Below are 16272 nucleotides of genomic sequence, written 5' to 3' on the forward strand. Positions count from 1 at the left end.
ATGATATAATAGAATCAACTTTCTACCAGCGAATGCTGTGCTGGTTACTATTCTTTTGAATCCGGAGTATACCGATGAAAAAATATATTCGAAATTTGAGTGTGTTTAACAAAACGGTTTTATTTTCTACTTTAATTGTAGTTGCCCTTGGAGTCATTTCTTTAGCCATTAGCTATCAAGTTCAAAAAAAGATGGCAAAAGAGACACTAACGCAGCACGCGTTAATTATGGCTGATTTATGGAGGGAGTCTTTATCTAAACAAGACGTAATAGCAGCAGTGGATTCAAGAAACGGGACGACTCCTGAAACAGACGAGCTAGAAAAGCAGTTTAGAAAGATTTATGAATTGCATCCGTCGTACTTGCAGGGATATATTATGACGACCGAAAAATTCAAGTCGCATGGAAATAAGATTATCGTAACAGCGAATAAGAAAATTAAGCAATCACTAGAGCCGTCCATGATTTACTATGGAGGAAAAGAATTTTACAAATCATTTAAGCAAGCAGAACAAGAAAAGAAGAATATCGTAACATCTACATACAAAGACGAATTCGGGACGTGGATAACCGTTTTATCGCCTATTACAAACAGCTCTGGAAAAGTTGTCGCTATTCTTGGTGTAGATATAGATGCAAGCGCTATCTATATCTACCAAAAACGTTTAATTGTGGCTTTGATCGTTGCGTTTACGATTTTGTTTACCTTCATTATTGTTATTCAAGACTGGGGACTAAGGCGATTAATGTCGCCCCTAGGGGAATTAATAGAAGGAATTCAAGCGGTAAGTCAAGGGAAGTTTGATGTGAAGCTGACACATGAAAATGATTCTGAGTTAGGGAATGTACACACAAGATTTAATGAAATGACCGAGCGGCTTCAGCAGCTTTTTCAACAAGTGTCAGCAACAAAAGAACAGCTGAACGTAGAAACGAATTTCAGTCATTCAAAAGATGGAATTGCTAAAGCGATTGATGAATTAGAAGTTATTATGGAAAAAACGAGGATGCAAAAGGAATTGCAGCGAGCAGAGAAAATGAATGCAATTGGTCAATTAGCTGCTTCTGTAGCGCATGAAATTCGAAATCCTATGACGGTGGTAAAAGGGTTTTTGCAGCTGTTTCAAGATAACACAAAGCTTTCAAACACTGAATTAAGTTACCTTCATCTTATGATTAACGAAATGGACAGAGCAGAAGCGATTATTCATGACTATTTATCTTTAGCCAAGCCGGATGTTCATCAGCATCGTTTTATTAACTGCTTAGAGTGTGTTACAAGCTTAGTAGACTTATTATCTTCTTATGCTTTGTTAACAAACAATATACTCATAGAATTAGACGCAAAAGAAGAGATGTATGTTCGCGGCAGCCGAAACGAATTGAATCAAGTTCTGCTTAATATTATGAAAAATGGAATTGAAGCTATGAGAGCTGGAGGAACGCTTCGAGTAGGACTTTACAAGCGACAAGGGCATGTACATATTCAAATTGAAGATACTGGTATAGGCATGACCAGTGAACAAGTGAACCGGCTGGGAACAGCGTTTTATTCTTTAAAAGAAAAAGGAACAGGGATTGGTCTAATGGTTTCTTATCAGCTGGTCGAACAAATGAATGGAAGAATTGAAGTGGAAAGCATACCAGGAAAAGGTTCAACGTTTACCTTGATTTTCCCTAGCTATGACTAAACTTTAACCGTGCAGGAGGAACATATGAAAAGCTGGTCTTATAAATTGTTTTTTTTACTGCTCATTAGTTGTATGATGTTAGCAGCCTGTGGTTCCAAAATAGAAAATCCGCTTAATTGGAAGATGAACTCTTTTTCTTATGTTAACCAAGATCAAAAGAAAGTAGGGCTAAGTCAGCTGAAAGGGAACGTTTGGATAGCTAACTTTATCTTCACAAGCTGCGAAACCGTATGTCCCCCAATGACGGCTCATATGGCTAAATTACAAAGAATGGCCAAGGATGAAGGGCTGGACGTTCGCTTTGTTTCATTTAGCGTAGACCCTGAAGTGGATACTCCACCAAAAATGAAGGACTATGCGACTAAATTTGGCGCTGATTTTTCGAATTGGAATTTCTTAACGGGGTATAAACAAGCGGAAATTGAGAAGTTTGCGCTGGACCAATTTAAAACGATTGTGAAAAAGCCGCAAGAAAATCCGCAGGTTATTCACGGTACAGATTTTTTTCTAATTGACAAAGATGGAGTCGTTCAAAAATCTTATCAGGGAGTGACTGACCCTCCTTATGAAGATATGTTAAAAGATATCAAAACCCTTCAGTAAGAGCTATAAATCCGTCAAAACTATCCGTCAAACACAGCTATCTTTATAGTGATGTGTTAGCGGATATTTTTATGAAAGAAACATGCTTATCCTTTTTTTTACATATACTATATATAAGAAACGTAGTAAAATATCAACTTGACATAGTATGATAAGATATAAAGATATAGTTATTCAGAGCGGTAAGCAGTATTGCTTGTGACAGCGAGAATACAGCATAGTTAGTAGGTGTTATGATGAGAAAATGGAAAAGTATAGTAATAAGCAGTATGAGTGCGGTGGTGTTAGCAAGCTGTTCGACGACGACTTTTTTGCCAACGGACAATAAAGAAGAAGCCGTTCAGAAAGAAGTGGATTTAACACCTAAAAAGCATATTCCGAAAGGGTTTTTTCCTGTAGATTTAGATATCGTAGCCATTGGTGACTCATTAACAGAAGGAGTAGGAGATGAGTCTAAAAAAGGCGGTTATGTACCATACTTAACTAAATACCTTTCTAAACAAAATGAAGTGCAAAATGTACGAACAGAGAATCTAGGCAAAAGAGGAAATCGGACGGATCAGCTATTAGCGAGGTTAAATCAGCCGGGAGTAGCAGCTGAAGTATCAAGAGCAGACATTGTTTTCTTGACGATTGGCGGCAATGACGTGATGAAAGTGGTAAGAGATTACTTTTACAATATCTCAATTAAGACGTTTGAATCACAGCAGTCAAAATATGAAAAACGTCTAAATGACGTGTTTTCACGTATACGTAAGCTGAACCCTAATGCTCATATTTATTTAATTGGTTTTTATAATCCATTCTTTAAATCGTTAAGTGATGTGAAAGAAATTAATGTTGTTATTAATGAATGGAATGCGGCAAGCGAGAAAATTGCTTCTCAATATGATAATGTAAGTTATGTAAAAATTGATGATATTTTTTATGATTCTGACGTAAATTTATTAGGGAAAGACGAGTTTCACCCTAATAAAAAAGGGTACAAACTAATGGCTGAACGCATTAGTAAATCATTGGAGGAAGAAGATCCTCTCGTTGGAGACCAGAAAAAGGAAACAGCAGAAGAAGTTACATCTGATGAAAAAGAGAAAAACACGAAAGAGAGTGGGAACGAGTAAGGAGATTGTTATATGAAGAAGTGGAAAACCCTATTTATCGCGTTATTAGGGATTAATGTTCTAGGGGCTATCCTTATTATTGCGTTTATTTTTCAACCGGTTGATAAGGCCAATCCAACTCCCTCTGAAAAAGTAGAAGGAGACGCAGAACTAACAATTTTGGCTAAAAAAGCGGACTTAAATGTACTGATTGATAAATATTTAAAAAAAGAATTTAAGAATCAGCCGCTTAACTACAAAATTACTCTTACGGATGTAGTAAGAGTAGACGGTACGATTCAAGTATTCGGCGATGATATTAATATTCGAATGACATTTGATCCAATCGTACAAAAAAATGGAGATATTGTGCTTGAACAGCAGTCGCTTTCTGTTGGAAAGCTGCAGCTTCCTGTCCGCACAGTGCTTCGATACGTAAATAATAACTTTGCGCTACCAGAATGGGTAACGATCGATCCAAAGAATGAATCAGTATACGTAGCGTTACAGCAGATGAAGTTAGAGAGTGATTTTGCTGTAAAAGTACAAAAATTTGATTTAAAAAATGATGATATTCGCGTACGTTTAATTTCGCGCAGTGAATAAAAAAACCTTCCAATTTGGAAGGTTTTTTTCGTTAACGATCTTGGGAAATCAGCGCTTCTAATGCAGGACGGTTCTTAGTAAATCCGACGGCATATACCGTATATGTTCGATTCGGACGAAGGTTCAGTGCCGGGATTTCGAGTACTACATTTTTGGTTCCTGCTATGCGCACACTAAGTTGAACATGCATGGGGGACAAAGGCAAATATTTTGTGACTTCTTTAAACTGCACGCCAGAAAAAATGACGTCTCCGCCTCTAGCCGCAATATCCACAGCAGGAGCATCAGGAGAAAGATGCACAAATCGAAGCTTTGTTTCTCCACTTGGCACATCCGTATTGTCATAGATAAATAATAAATCAAGCTTGTTTAGCTCATCTACCGCCGCTACCGTGTAATTTCGGTTTCCTTCAAATGTAAATGATTCCGTTAAAACAGGTCTTCCCGTTTCTCCAGCGGGATAAATAGAAATTGTATATCTTCCAGGTTCTTGTAATTCAATATAATCTGTTTCTTGTTTATAAGTTAAATTGCGAATCACTCGTTTGTTGTTAATATAAATATCTACAGATGGAGAATCTGGAGAAGCGTGAAGTATACGAATTTGCGGCGGGTTTACGCGCAGATTCGTATTTTCAGAAGAAGTTAAGATGGCCTGCTGGATATAGTACAAATGCTTTTGATAATAATGAATATGCTTAGATGGATCACTATACTTATAGTAGTTAGCTAGAAAATCGTATTTCATTGCTTTTTTAATATATTGATCAAAGGAATAATTAGCCATATGTTCAGCTCCCTTATTGTCGGAGTATAAAAATATTTCCATACGTAACCAAACATATGCTAAAACTCATAATTTATGCCGATCACTGATCACTCCCGAGACCTCCAAGAAGAAACAATGAGCCAAATGCCCTCTATGTGCATATACTGAATCAAATTATTGACTGAAGGCTTATTGTACGACCGAATTTAGTATAGGAAAAAGGAGTGAGAGCATGCGCGATTTTTATGCTCGGGTGCTACGGTTAATTATGTTAAGTTTTTTACTGCTGCTACTTTTAATTCAATTTACAGAGCGCTCTACTTCATTTAATCACATTACCCCCGTGCTAAATAAAGTAACCGAGCGAATTGAGCTGATTACCTATGATCAATAAATGTATGTTTTCCGCGTTTCGATATGTACTTGTTCTTTATGCAATTTGCTTTACATTTGTATTTGTTAGTACAGTTCCAAGCCTATTTGGTTTCACCGTGACCGTTCAAGAAACGGATTATCACCACCTGCATCGCGGAGATATAGTTGTCTTTAGAGACGAATCATCTTCTTCAAAAAATGAACTTGTACTGGCCCATAATCAAGAGCTTGATGTACTGGTTACAGCTCAAAGAGATTCTTTGCCTGCTTCTTTTAAAGTGAATGGAAGCTACGCATACCATCTCCCGTATATAGGGGTCATTATTGAGTTTATGAAAAGTTTTACTACGTTACTGGTGATGGGAAGTATTTTACTTTTGTTGTTTTCGTATACGCTGCAGCCTAAAAGGCGAATATGGCGTAAGAGAAAGTGAAAAATGGGCGAATACACATACAGGACAATCAACTAACGCATATAAAGTACAGTGTACGAAATGAAAAAAAACAAGAGGAGAGATTGCTATGTATAACTACGATTGTTACGACCCATGCCATCACGGAGGCTATCACCACTTATATGATACTTGCCATTATCCAATTGGCGGTTATCATCATTGTGGATCGGGCCAGTCATTTGCATTAATTGTTGTGCTATTTATTTTATTAATCATCATTGGCTGTACTTGTTTTTGCTGATTAGGCCTCATTTGCTCGCAGGTGCGAGCTTTTTATAACAGATGGAAAAGGACAAACTTACATATAAATTGTTTAAATAATAAAAAAATTTTGCCAAATCAACATTTACCATATTATACTATAGCTAGTAACTCAATAAGCGAAGGTGAATATATGGAAAAGGAAAAAGTATTTCAACAGCTATTTTCAATGTCATTTACACCAATGCTCGTAATGAATATGGATGGAGATATCCAAATTTTAAATGAAGCGTGCTGCCACCTTTTTAAAACGACGGAGGAACGACTTCTTTCCTGTAATGTATTTGAAGAGCCCAATCGCTTTTTTATTGAAAAGCATGAAGTGGGACCGTTAAGAAAGCAAGAGGAAGAAGTTGTTTTACTTAAGAAAAAAGTAGATCAGCAGTTTCCGATGCACATCCATATTCAGCGCACGGAAGGGGATATTCCACTCTTAGTTGTTCAGTGGAAAGAGTTTTCCTCAAGTATTGAAAAGCAAGAGGAAGTCATTCGGAAAATGAAGCAATATAAGCAGTTTGTCCAGCAAAGCCAAGATGCATTTATTGTAACAAGAGAAGGCAGAATTCAATATTTGAATCCCGCTGGTGTTAAACTTCTTGGCGGCGAGAAAAAAGAAGAGTATATCGGGCGTCCTTGGCTTCATTTTATTCATCCCGAACATTTAGAAATCGTAAAAGAACGAATGGTTCAGCTAATGAACGGAATGTCAGTGAGGCCGCGTGTTGATGTGAAACTATTGACTAAAAAAGGAGTCGTCATTATTGAATCTTCGGCAACCAAAATTAAGTTTGAAGGACAGGATGCCATTCAGTATATTATTCGCGACGTAACCGATCGAAAAAAATATGATGAAATGGCAAGCAAATCTGAAAAGCTTACAATGGTGAGCAAGTTAGCGGCAGGAGTAGCACATGAAATTCGTAATCCAATGACGGCGATTAAAGGTTTTATTCAGCTGTTAAAAGCATCAAAACAGTATAACGAAGAATACAATGATATTATGCTTGAAGAATTGAATCGCGTCGAATCCATTATTCAAGAATTTTTAACGCTTGCCAAGCCTAAAATTGAAAATTCATACCACCCAAAAAGTCTCAATCAAATCATCCGTCACGTGACATTACTATTAGATACACACGCCAATTATAAAAACTGTCGTATTATTAATGAAATTAGTGATGAGATTACAATCTTTTGTGAGGAAAATGCGCTTAAACAAGTTTTTATTAATTTGATTCAAAATGCGCTTGAGTCAATGAGCAAAGGTACAGTTAAAGTCACCGCTGAGAAAAGAAATGAATACGGCGTGGTCATTATCGAGGATGAAGGCTGCGGAATTGATGAGCAATCTTTAGCGCGGCTAGGTGAACCGTTTTATTCTACGAAACAAACAGGAACGGGGCTAGGGTTAATGATTAGCTACCGGATAATCGAACAGCATCAAGGGCATATTTCATTTGCGAGCAAAGTAGGAGTAGGAACAAAAGTAGAAATTGCTCTTCCATATATTAAAGAACCAGTGAACATTTCATAGCGCTTGCTATTCGTTCACTGGTTTTTATTTGATTGGAATAAAAACGAATATTTTTTTATTTTTTTATTTTAATGTTCGTGTATATTGTTGACTAAAGGGTTTGTTTTTGATATATTATCAAATGGCTAGAAAATAACCGAATGATAATAAAAAAAGAAAATTCGGTCAATAACTTTTATCTTTTACCCAAAGAAAAAAGATGATGGGAGAATGTACAATGAACTCAAATTATGATGTTATTGTGGTAGGGGCAGGACCCGCTGGGATTTTTACTTGCTATGAGTTAACGTTAAAATTACCGGAAGCAACTATTTTATTAATCGATAAAGGACACGATATCTATCGACGTAATTGTCCGATTCTTCAGAAAAAAATTGAAAAATGTCCGCCTGCGGTTGGCAAAAAAGAGTTTGCTGGCTGTTTGCCTGCTTGTTCTATCACAAATGGTTTCGGTGGAGCCGGCGCATATTCAGATGGGAAATTTAATATCACAAGTGAATTTGGAGGCTGGATGACGGATTATCTGTCTGAATCACAGGTGGTAGATTTAATTAAATACGTGGATGAAATTAATTTAAAACACGGAGCAACCGATACGATCACGGATCCGTTAACTGATAAAGTTCGTGAAATTGAAAAACGCGGATACGCAGCAGGATTAAAGCTCTTGCGTGCCCAGGTGCGTCATTTAGGAACAGAGCAAAATTTAGAAATTTTAAAAAGCATTTATGAATACTTAAAAGAAAAAATTGATATGCAGTATAAAACGGAAGTAGCCGATTTAATAACAGAAAAAGAAGATGGTCAGCATATCGTGCGCGGTATTGAATTGAAAAATGGTGAAAGAATTACGGCTGATAAAGTGGTGGTTTCACCAGGTCGAGACGGCTCGAAGTGGATGAGCGACTTACTAAAAAAACGTCGTTTGAAAATGATTAACAATCAAGTGGACATCGGCGTTCGAGTAGAAACATCCAACGTTGTTATGGAAGAAATCAACAAGCACTTGTACGAAGGGAAATTCATTTACAATACGTCCGTAGGTACAAGAGTCAGAACGTTTTGCAGCAATCCTTCAGGACATGTGGTAGTAGAGAATCATTCAGGTATTATGTTAGCAAATGGACACGCATACAAAGATCCGAAGCTTGGAAGTCAAAATACGAACTTTGCGCTGCTTGTTTCTCATAAATTTTCGGATCCATTTGATCAGCCGAACGAATATGCGCACGAAGTATCAAGATTAGCTAATATGCTGTCAAACGGGGGCTTAGTTGTTCAAAAGTATGGAGATATTTTAAAGGGCCGTCGTTCAACAGCGACTCGAATTAAAGAGGGCTTTTTAGAACCAACGTTAAAAGAAGCTGTACCGGGTGACTTAGGCTTAGTGCTTCCTTACAATACGATGAAAAGCTTAATTGAAATGACAGAAGCACTGGATCATGTAACGCCTGGGTTAGCATCTGAACATACGCTGTTTTACGGTGTGGAAGCGAAATTTTACTCAGCCCGCCCGAAGTTAAATGATAAGTTTGAAACTGAAATTTCCGGTTTATACGTGGGAGGAGACGGAGCTGGTATTACGCGAGGACTCGCGCAGGCAAGTGCGTGCGGTGTGTGGGTAGCGCGTGACATTGTTGAAAAATTAAAGAATCGCAAAGCAAGTTCTGAACCTGTTACTGTATAAGAAAAAGAGGCCGTCACGCCCTCTTTTTTTATATGTGTTAAATAACGAGAGGGAATAAGTAAAAAGTAAAGAACTTGTACCGCTCCAAATCCGATAGTTTTATATGATAATTACCCGCTCCTTTTTTAAAAGGTATTACGGGATCCATATTTCTATCGTGAGCAGAATTAAATAGAATAAGGCGAATTGACAATGTCCATTTATTTCTATCAACAAATTCAGTGAAATTTTAGAGAATTTATATCAAGCAATACAAGGATAAAATCAACAGTTGGAAAGAGTTATTTTTTGATGAGTAAAATATTTATGAAAGCAGTAAAGTACGTGGATGTTAGAATAATTATGCGAGTTTATGAATATAATTTAATGAGAAGAAAGTTCACTTTACAAACTATTTTTTGAATTAATTTTTTATCCATTAGATTTTAAGTCTTGTTAAATAACTATTTGTGGTTTATTGAAATATGATGTAAATATTTTAAAATATAACAATTCTCAACTTTTTATGATAAAATCATGCATTATTTTTGAATAAAAACTTGACAGAAACATATAAAATGAATTTTAATTAAAGTAAGAATTATTATCATGCAAAAATATTAAAGAAAATTATTTGCTTAATCTCTTTTGTTTTATAAGAGAACGGGGGACCCATATTTGTGCGTAGTGTACTTGGGGTGAATCTTGAATGAATCAAGTAGGGTAACTCACGTACCCGAATCCGACAGCTAACTCCGTCAGCATTCAGTGAGGGAATAACAGGTCTATGAAACCATGATATTCTCATGGTTTTTTGTATAGATAAAAATATTCCTAAACTATTAATCTGAAAATTTATAATATATTGTATATTTTGAGTGTTATCGTTCTCAATGCATGGTAAAATAAGTATGGTAGTTAGAATCATTCTAATATAATTTATTTACGGGAGGTAAATCTATGAAGCTATCGACAAAGATTATTATCGCGCTAATTGCTGGTGCTGTTGTAGGAGTGTTGATCAATGCTTTTGCTCCAAGTGCTTTTGCTCCGCTGGACAAGTACTTGTTTACACCGCTTGGCCAAATTTTCTTAAGCTTAATTAAAATGCTTGTTGTACCAATTGTGTTTTTCTCTATCACGTTAGGTGTAGCAGGTTTAGGAGATCCTAAAAAACTAGGAAGAATCGGGGCTAAAACAGTTTCCTACTTCCTAGTTACAACAACCGTTGCTATTATTATTGGTTTAATTTTAGCGTATGCAATTAAACCGGGTACGTTTGGATCTTTTGATACAAAAAACGCTTCTTTTGAAGCCGAAAAAGCACCGCCGGTTGGAGAGACATTCTTAAATATGATTCCAGTCAACCCAATTCAAGCGATGGCTGAAGGGAATATGCTTCAACTTATCGTTTTCTCTATCTTTATCGGTTTTGGTATTACAATGCTTGGAAGTAAAACAAAAGGGCTTTACAATTTACTCGAGCAAGGCAATGAATTGATGATGTATCTTGTAAATCTAGTGATGAAGTTTGCTCCTTACGGAACGTTTGGGCTTCTTGCAACCGCGGTTGGAAGTCAAGGCTGGGAGGCAATTAAAGCGATGGGGCTGTACATGATTGTAGTCGTGCTCGCACTGTTTATCCATTCGATCGTAACATATGGGGGATCAGTCGCTCTTATGGCCAGACGTAACCCTATTGAATTTTTTAAAGGTTTTGCTCCTGCGATGACAGTTGGATTCAGTACATCAAGCAGTAATGCAACGCTTCCGATTTCAATGAATGTGGCTCAAAAAAACCTTCGTGTCCCAGAGTCCATCAGCAGTTTTGTTCAGCCGTTAGGTGCTACCATTAACATGGATGGGACGGCAATTATGCAAGGTGTAGCGACTATTTTTATTGCACAAGTATACGGCGTTGACCTGTCGCTGGGCGCTCTTGTGACGGTTGTATTGACAGCGGTGCTTGCTAGTATTGGTACAGCAGGTGTGCCGGGAGTTGGTCTCATTATGCTAGCAATGGTATTGAGTTCGGTTGGCTTGCCTGTAGCAGGTATCGGATTGATTATTGGAATTGATCGCTTGCTTGACATGCTTCGTACATCTGTAAATATTACGGGAGACGCTGCGTGTGCCGTTATTGTGGCAGAGTCAGAAGCAAAGCGTATCGATAAATCTGTAACGCAATCAGCTTAATAAGCGTAAAAGCTCTAGCTATATGCTAGGGCTTTTTTTATTGGCAAGAAACTCTTCGTTTCAGCATACAGTTTAATAAGAGTGTATGTTTGAAAGGAGAGTGCGGAAATGAATAAAACTCATGTAATAAAGCCGCTGCTCGACGACGACTACCCAGTTATTTCATATGGAAAAGGAATTTATTTGTACGACCAAGATGGAAAAAGGTACATAGATGCTTCGTCGGGGGCAGTTACAGCAAGTATCGGACACGGCGTAAAAGAAATCATTGATGCGATGACCGATCAGGCACAGAAAGTTGCGTTTGTATATCGGTCGCAGTTTACAAGTGATCCAACAGAAGCCTTAGCTAAGAAACTATGTGAATTAAGCAGCAATCATTTCCAGTGGAGCTTTTTTGTTAACAGCGGGACAGAAGCGACTGAAACGGCTATGAAAACGGCAATTCAGCATTTTCAAGAGCAAGGAAAGCCAACCAAAACAAAGGTTTTGTCACGCTGGATGAGCTATCACGGTATTACAATAGGAGCTCTGTCTATGTCAGGGCACGTTGGAAGACGAAAACGCTTCTCGTCGTTGCTTGAAGATTATCCTTCGGTTTCACCTCCTTATTGCTATCGATGTCCGTTTCATCAAACCTATCCATCCTGTAATCTTGCTTGTGCACACGAATTGGAAACAGTTATCAAACGAACCGGCCCTGAACATATTGCTGCTTTTATTACAGAGCCCATTGTAGGAGCAGCCGGAGCAGCGCTTACACCTCCTCCCGGTTATTATGAAGTGATAAGAGAAATTTGCGATAAATATGATGTGTTATGGATTGCGGATGAAGTCATGACGGGAGTTGGGCGTACAGGCGTGATGTTTGCGTATGAGCACTGGGGAGTTAAACCAGACATCATGACGCTTGGAAAAGGAGTGGGAGCAGGATATACACCAATAGCCGTTACGTTGGCTAGCAGCAAAACGATTGAACCTATCATGAACGGATCCAAATTAATTATGAGCGGACATACGCTAAGCGCTAATCCGCTGTCATCCGCTGTAGGAATAGCTGTTTTAACCTATATTGAAAAGCATGATCTTGTTCAAGAAGTAGCGCTGAAAGGAGACTATTTAGTAGGGGAATTGAAGAAGCTTCAACTTCTTTACCCTATCATTGGTGATATACGTGGCAAAGGCTTACTAGTTGGTCTTGAGCTTGTGCAAAATCCAAAGACGAAGGAGCCTTTTTCATCTTCGGAAAATATGACGGCGCGCGTAATAAGTAAAGCCCAAAAAAATGGTCTTCTCCTTTATCCTTCACAAGCAGGAACAGACGGAGTCGAAGGAGACGGTGTTATTATTGCGCCACCATTTACGATTACTCATCGTCAGCTTGATGAAGCGGTCGATCTGCTTTCGAAAACATTGCATGAAGTGCAAAATGAAAAACAGGGAAATGAGGTGGAATGAGTGACAAAGGTCGAAAACTCATTTCAAAAGATGACAACTGTGGAACAAGCGATTGAATACGTGGATCATGCGGCTACGCTGATGATAGGAGGGTTTGGAGGAGTAGGCAGCCCGCCTTCTCTCATTGACGGTCTTATTGAAAGCGGAAAATCAAATTTTACATTGATATGTAATGATTCAGGCTTTCCTCATATTGGTGCGGGAAAATTGGTAAGCCAAGGAAGAATTCAAAAGCTGATCGCTTCTCATATTGGATCGAACCCAGTGGCTGGAACGCTGATGACGGAAGAAAAGCTAAAAGTTGAGTTTTCTCCTCAAGGAACGCTTGCTGAACGGATTCGAGCGGGAGGAGTTGGAATCGGAGGAGTACTGATTGATGTAGGAATTGAAAATGACATTATTCAATTTGGAAAAGAAAAAGTGGAAGTGGACGGCAAGACATTTTTAGTTGAAAAACCGCTCACAGCCGATGTGGCTTTTGTATATGCAAAAAAAGCAGATCCATTCGGCAACTTGCTTTATGATAAAAGCGCTCGAAACACTAATCCATTAATGGCTATGGCAGGTCGTATCACTATTGCTGAAGTGGATGAAATTGTTCCTCTTGGCGACATTGACCCAGAGAACGTGATGACGTCAGGTGTATTTGTGGATTATATTGTCCCTTCTAAAGGAGTGAATTGGAAATGGGTTTGGGAATAGATATTCGTCATCGTATTGCAAAACGTGCTGCGGCTGAAATCAAAAACGGCATGATTGTTAATTTAGGTATTGGCATTCCTTCTCTTATTCCTAATTATGTACCAAGCGCTGTTCATGTGATGTTTCATGCTGAAAACGGGATTTTAGGGTTAGGATCTTCCCCTCCTTTAGGTGAAGAAGATGAGAATGTTTGCAATGCAGCAGGCTATCCAACAACTACCGTTCAAGGAGCTTCATACTGTGATAGTGCTACAGCCTTCGCGATGATTCGAAAAGGATACGTCGATATGACCATTCTTGGTGCATTAGAAGTGAGTGAAAAAGGGGATTTAGCTAATTGGATTGTGCCAGGTAAGCGAGTTCCTGGGATGGGAGGAGCGATGGAATTAGCTCAAAAAGCGAAAAAAGTCATTGTGCTGATGAATCATACGAGCAAGACAGGAGAACCGAAGCTGGTTAAGACGTGTTCTTTACCTTTGACTGCTTCGGGCTGCGTGGGATTAGTTATTACAGATCGGGCGGTTTTTAAAGTAGAAAAAGATGCGCTTCTTCTAACAGAGTTAATGTCTCCTTATACCGTAGAGGATATTTTGAGTTCAACAGAAGCGACAGTTCGCCTGAGTGATCAATTGATTACGATACCATAAGGAGGACCATTACATGAACATACAGCAATCTATTCATAACTGGATGACAGAGCATCGTCAAAGTGCAGTGCGTTTACTCAAGCGTTTCGTAGAAGAAGCAAGCGTACAAGGTTCTGAAAAGCATGCGCAGGCAATTGTCATTGAACGCCTTCGACAGCTGCAGTTAGATATTGATATATGGGAACCCGACGAAAAAATACTTCGCAGCCATGAAGCTTTTGCCTCCAACCGTTCTACTTTTCGAGACAGCCCGAATGTGGTAGGCGTGTTAAAAGGGAAAGGCGGAGGCAAATCCATCATTTTGAATGGGCACATTGATGTAGTGCCACCCGGAGATCTTTCACAGTGGACGGAAGACCCTTATACGGCTGTTGTAAAAGATGGAAACTTATATGGACGCGGAGCAACGGATATGAAAGGAGGAAATGTGTCATTACTTTTAGCTATTCAAGCGTTGAAAGAGCTAGATATTTCACTAAAAGGAGATGTTATTTTTCAAAGCGTAGTAGAAGAGGAAAGCGGAGGTGCAGGAACACTTTCCTGTGTACTTAGAGGGTACAAAGCAGATGGTGCCATTATTCCAGAACCAACCAACATGAAGATCTTCCCTAAGCAGCAAGGCTCCATGTGGTTTCGAGTCACCGTGCATGGAGTAGCAGCACATGGAGGGACTCGGTATGAAGGCGTGAGTGCGATTGAAAAAGCAGCTGTGGTGCTTAAACATATTGAGGATCTTGAAAAAGAGAGAAACAGTCGAATTACCGATCCGCTCTATAATAAAATTCCCATTCCCGTGCCGATTAATATCGGAAATATACAAGGAGGAACGTGGCCTTCTTCAGTCGCTGATCAAGTAATATTAGAAGGCAGGATAGGAGTTGCTCCGCATGAAAAAATGAAAAATGTCAGAGCAGAAATGAAATCCTGGCTTGAACTTCTGCCTCAGTGTGATGAGTGGTTTGCTGAGCATCCTGCCGACTTGGAATGGTTTGGGGCCCACTGGCTTCCCGGTGAAATTGAATTAGAGCATCCGCTTATGACCTCTCTTTCGTCCTCTTTTTATCAAGTGAAACAGAATCAGCCGATCATTGAAGCATCTCCTTGGGGAACCGATGGAGGGATACTGTCACAAGTAGGGGATATTCCAACAGTGGTGTTTGGACCGGGAGTAACAGAAGTGGCCCACTTTCCGAATGAGTATATTTGTATTCAAACGATGCTTGACGCAGCAGAAATTATTGCTCTCACGGTAGCAGACTGGTGCAGTATTGCGGACTAAGCTAAAAAGGGAGAGGATACAAACAAATGGCGAAACAAGAAAATATTTGTCAACCAACCTTTGCTATGACTCTTTTTTTAGATGAATATAACAAGCGTCTGAGAATAGATGATTACCGGGGAAATGTGAATGATATTTACAGCTATATATATAAAGAAATTGATAAGGCAACGTACGAAAAGTGGATTATAAAAGCACGTGCTGAATATCTGTTGGACTGGATGAGCTTGGGATTTTCTTTAGAAGCAACTGTTCCCTACTATTTTAACGGAAGCGACGCGTATCTTTTATGCTACTATACGTCTCAATCCCGCCGAAACAGCGGGGAGACGTTAAAAGAAACAGAGCTGCTTCAAGATGTTTTGAATTTGCCGACATCTCATTATTCTCCTTTATCGAATCAACTGATCATGCGCCGAGCGATTTCATCTGACGCTAAACAACTTTCTCAGCTCTACCGTCAAATCTTCACAGTGTATCCTACTCCCCTCTACGAAGAAGAGTATCTCTCTAGTTTGCTTCAAGAAGATAGCTTGTTTTATATCATAGTTGACAAGAACGATATCGTTAGCGCTGCTTCTGCTGAAATTGACTATGTCTATCACAATGCTGAACTAACGGATTGTGCGACTCTCCCTGCTTACCGAAAGTATGGATTCATGAAGCATTTATTAAGCGCACTAGAGGCGGAGCTCAAACAGCGGCATATTTTTTGTGTATACACAATATCGAGAGCGCTTTCATTCGGGATGAACGCCGCCTTTCAGCAGCTTGGCTATACCTATACGGGACGGTTAACGAATAATTGTTACATTTATAAATCGTTAGAAGATATGAACGTATGGGTGAAGGATCTGTCAAAAAGTAAAGGGTGAGAAATAATTAACCAATTTATGGGCTGTAACATATAACAATAGTAAATCTTCATAA

General features: G+C 38.8%; 16 protein-coding genes and 1 riboswitch. Of the genes, 15 read left to right on the plus strand and 1 reads right to left on the minus strand.

Annotated features, from left to right (window positions below; genetic code table 11):
• The first annotated feature begins 74 nt into the window (after positions 1 to 74).
• The 4 genes from AC2YJL_RS04290 to AC2YJL_RS04305 all read left to right on the plus strand — a co-directional run bounded on the left by AC2YJL_RS04290 (position 75) and on the right by AC2YJL_RS04305 (position 4000).
• Entirely contained in the window at positions 75 to 1691 is a 1617-nt protein-coding gene (locus AC2YJL_RS04290) for an ATP-binding protein (RefSeq protein ID WP_251568430.1), read from the plus strand.
• Between the two features lie 24 nt (positions 1692 to 1715).
• The gene (locus AC2YJL_RS04295; RefSeq protein ID WP_285852801.1) at positions 1716 to 2294 is read left to right on the plus strand and encodes an SCO family protein; all 579 of its coding nucleotides are present in this window, start codon (positions 1716 to 1718) and stop codon (positions 2292 to 2294) included.
• Between the two features lie 233 nt (positions 2295 to 2527).
• Entirely contained in the window at positions 2528 to 3415 is an 888-nt protein-coding gene (locus AC2YJL_RS04300) for an SGNH/GDSL hydrolase family protein (RefSeq protein WP_487374638.1), read from the plus strand.
• 12 nt (positions 3416 to 3427) lie between these two features.
• Positions 3428 to 4000 carry a YpmS family protein gene (locus tag AC2YJL_RS04305; RefSeq protein WP_013058738.1) on the plus strand — a complete coding sequence of 191 codons (573 nt, stop codon included), beginning with the start codon at positions 3428 to 3430 and terminating at the stop codon, positions 3998 to 4000.
• A gap of 31 nt (positions 4001 to 4031) precedes the next feature.
• Here AC2YJL_RS04305 and AC2YJL_RS04310 read toward each other — a convergent pair whose 3' ends face one another.
• Positions 4032 to 4787: a DUF4397 domain-containing protein gene (locus tag AC2YJL_RS04310; RefSeq protein ID WP_251568433.1), complete on the minus strand. Its 756-nt coding sequence runs from the start codon at positions 4785 to 4787 to the stop codon at positions 4032 to 4034.
• Positions 4788 to 5001: 214 nt separating this feature from the next.
• On the opposite strand from AC2YJL_RS04310, the gene AC2YJL_RS04315 reads away from it, so the two are divergent.
• The 11 genes from AC2YJL_RS04315 to ablB all read left to right on the plus strand — a co-directional run bounded on the left by AC2YJL_RS04315 (position 5002) and on the right by ablB (position 16217).
• The gene (locus AC2YJL_RS04315; protein WP_230933459.1) at positions 5002 to 5163 is read left to right on the plus strand and encodes a hypothetical protein; all 162 of its coding nucleotides are present in this window, start codon (positions 5002 to 5004) and stop codon (positions 5161 to 5163) included.
• Entirely contained in the window at positions 5153 to 5578 is a 426-nt protein-coding gene (locus AC2YJL_RS04320) for a hypothetical protein (RefSeq protein ID WP_251568434.1), read from the plus strand. Before AC2YJL_RS04315 ends, AC2YJL_RS04320 begins: the two co-directional genes overlap by 11 nt.
• An 88-nt stretch (positions 5579 to 5666) precedes the next feature.
• Positions 5667 to 5840, plus strand: coding sequence for a YjcZ family sporulation protein (locus AC2YJL_RS04325; protein WP_195696041.1), 174 nt, complete (start codon positions 5667 to 5669; stop codon positions 5838 to 5840).
• 153 nt (positions 5841 to 5993) lie between these two features.
• Entirely contained in the window at positions 5994 to 7394 is a 1401-nt protein-coding gene (locus tag AC2YJL_RS04330; RefSeq protein ID WP_251568435.1) for an ATP-binding protein, read from the plus strand.
• Between the two features lie 217 nt (positions 7395 to 7611).
• Positions 7612 to 9081 (plus strand): NAD(P)/FAD-dependent oxidoreductase, encoded by a 1470-nt coding sequence (locus AC2YJL_RS04335; protein ID WP_013084690.1) that lies wholly within the window; start codon positions 7612 to 7614, stop codon positions 9079 to 9081.
• Between the two features lie 604 nt (positions 9082 to 9685).
• A riboswitch (cyclic di-AMP (ydaO/yuaA leader) is annotated at positions 9686 to 9840 on the plus strand.
• Positions 9841 to 10020: 180 nt separating this feature from the next.
• The gene (locus AC2YJL_RS04340; RefSeq protein ID WP_014458546.1) at positions 10021 to 11256 is read left to right on the plus strand and encodes a dicarboxylate/amino acid:cation symporter; all 1236 of its coding nucleotides are present in this window, start codon (positions 10021 to 10023) and stop codon (positions 11254 to 11256) included.
• A 108-nt stretch (positions 11257 to 11364) separates the two neighbouring features.
• The gene (locus AC2YJL_RS04345; RefSeq protein ID WP_251568436.1) at positions 11365 to 12714 is read left to right on the plus strand and encodes an aspartate aminotransferase family protein; all 1350 of its coding nucleotides are present in this window, start codon (positions 11365 to 11367) and stop codon (positions 12712 to 12714) included.
• Positions 12715 to 13416, plus strand: coding sequence for a CoA transferase subunit A (locus AC2YJL_RS04350; RefSeq protein ID WP_230933454.1), 702 nt, complete (start codon positions 12715 to 12717; stop codon positions 13414 to 13416).
• Positions 13401 to 14063, plus strand: coding sequence for a 3-oxoacid CoA-transferase subunit B (locus AC2YJL_RS04355; protein WP_016765314.1), 663 nt, complete (start codon positions 13401 to 13403; stop codon positions 14061 to 14063). The genes AC2YJL_RS04350 and AC2YJL_RS04355 overlap by 16 nt, the downstream gene beginning before the upstream one ends.
• Before the next feature lie 13 nt (positions 14064 to 14076).
• Positions 14077 to 15342: a peptidase gene (locus AC2YJL_RS04360; protein WP_050691576.1), complete on the plus strand. Its 1266-nt coding sequence runs from the start codon at positions 14077 to 14079 to the stop codon at positions 15340 to 15342.
• Between the two features lie 26 nt (positions 15343 to 15368).
• Entirely contained in the window at positions 15369 to 16217 is an 849-nt protein-coding gene (gene ablB / locus AC2YJL_RS04365; RefSeq protein ID WP_195696046.1) for a putative beta-lysine N-acetyltransferase, read from the plus strand.
• Positions 16218 to 16272: the final 55 nt, after the last annotated feature.

Source organism: Priestia sp. SRI_019 (assembly GCF_057586255.1).

Coding starts and splice junctions, on each gene's coding strand:
- AC2YJL_RS04290 (WP_251568430.1), top strand. CDS start 75: ATGAAAAAATATATTCGAAATTTGAGTGTGTTTAACAAAACGGTTTTA.
- AC2YJL_RS04295 (WP_285852801.1), top strand. CDS start 1,716: ATGAAAAGCTGGTCTTATAAATTGTTTTTTTTACTGCTCATTAGTTGT.
- AC2YJL_RS04300 (WP_487374638.1), top strand. CDS start 2,528: ATGATGAGAAAATGGAAAAGTATAGTAATAAGCAGTATGAGTGCGGTG.
- AC2YJL_RS04305 (WP_013058738.1), top strand. CDS start 3,428: ATGAAGAAGTGGAAAACCCTATTTATCGCGTTATTAGGGATTAATGTT.
- AC2YJL_RS04310 (WP_251568433.1), bottom strand. CDS start 4,787: ATGGCTAATTATTCCTTTGATCAATATATTAAAAAAGCAATGAAATAC.
- AC2YJL_RS04315 (WP_230933459.1), top strand. CDS start 5,002: ATGCGCGATTTTTATGCTCGGGTGCTACGGTTAATTATGTTAAGTTTT.
- AC2YJL_RS04320 (WP_251568434.1), top strand. CDS start 5,153: ATGATCAATAAATGTATGTTTTCCGCGTTTCGATATGTACTTGTTCTT.
- AC2YJL_RS04325 (WP_195696041.1), top strand. CDS start 5,667: ATGTATAACTACGATTGTTACGACCCATGCCATCACGGAGGCTATCAC.
- AC2YJL_RS04330 (WP_251568435.1), top strand. CDS start 5,994: ATGGAAAAGGAAAAAGTATTTCAACAGCTATTTTCAATGTCATTTACA.
- AC2YJL_RS04335 (WP_013084690.1), top strand. CDS start 7,612: ATGAACTCAAATTATGATGTTATTGTGGTAGGGGCAGGACCCGCTGGG.
- AC2YJL_RS04340 (WP_014458546.1), top strand. CDS start 10,021: ATGAAGCTATCGACAAAGATTATTATCGCGCTAATTGCTGGTGCTGTT.
- AC2YJL_RS04345 (WP_251568436.1), top strand. CDS start 11,365: ATGAATAAAACTCATGTAATAAAGCCGCTGCTCGACGACGACTACCCA.
- AC2YJL_RS04355 (WP_016765314.1), top strand. CDS start 13,401: ATGGGTTTGGGAATAGATATTCGTCATCGTATTGCAAAACGTGCTGCG.
- AC2YJL_RS04360 (WP_050691576.1), top strand. CDS start 14,077: ATGAACATACAGCAATCTATTCATAACTGGATGACAGAGCATCGTCAA.
- ablB (WP_195696046.1), top strand. CDS start 15,369: ATGGCGAAACAAGAAAATATTTGTCAACCAACCTTTGCTATGACTCTT.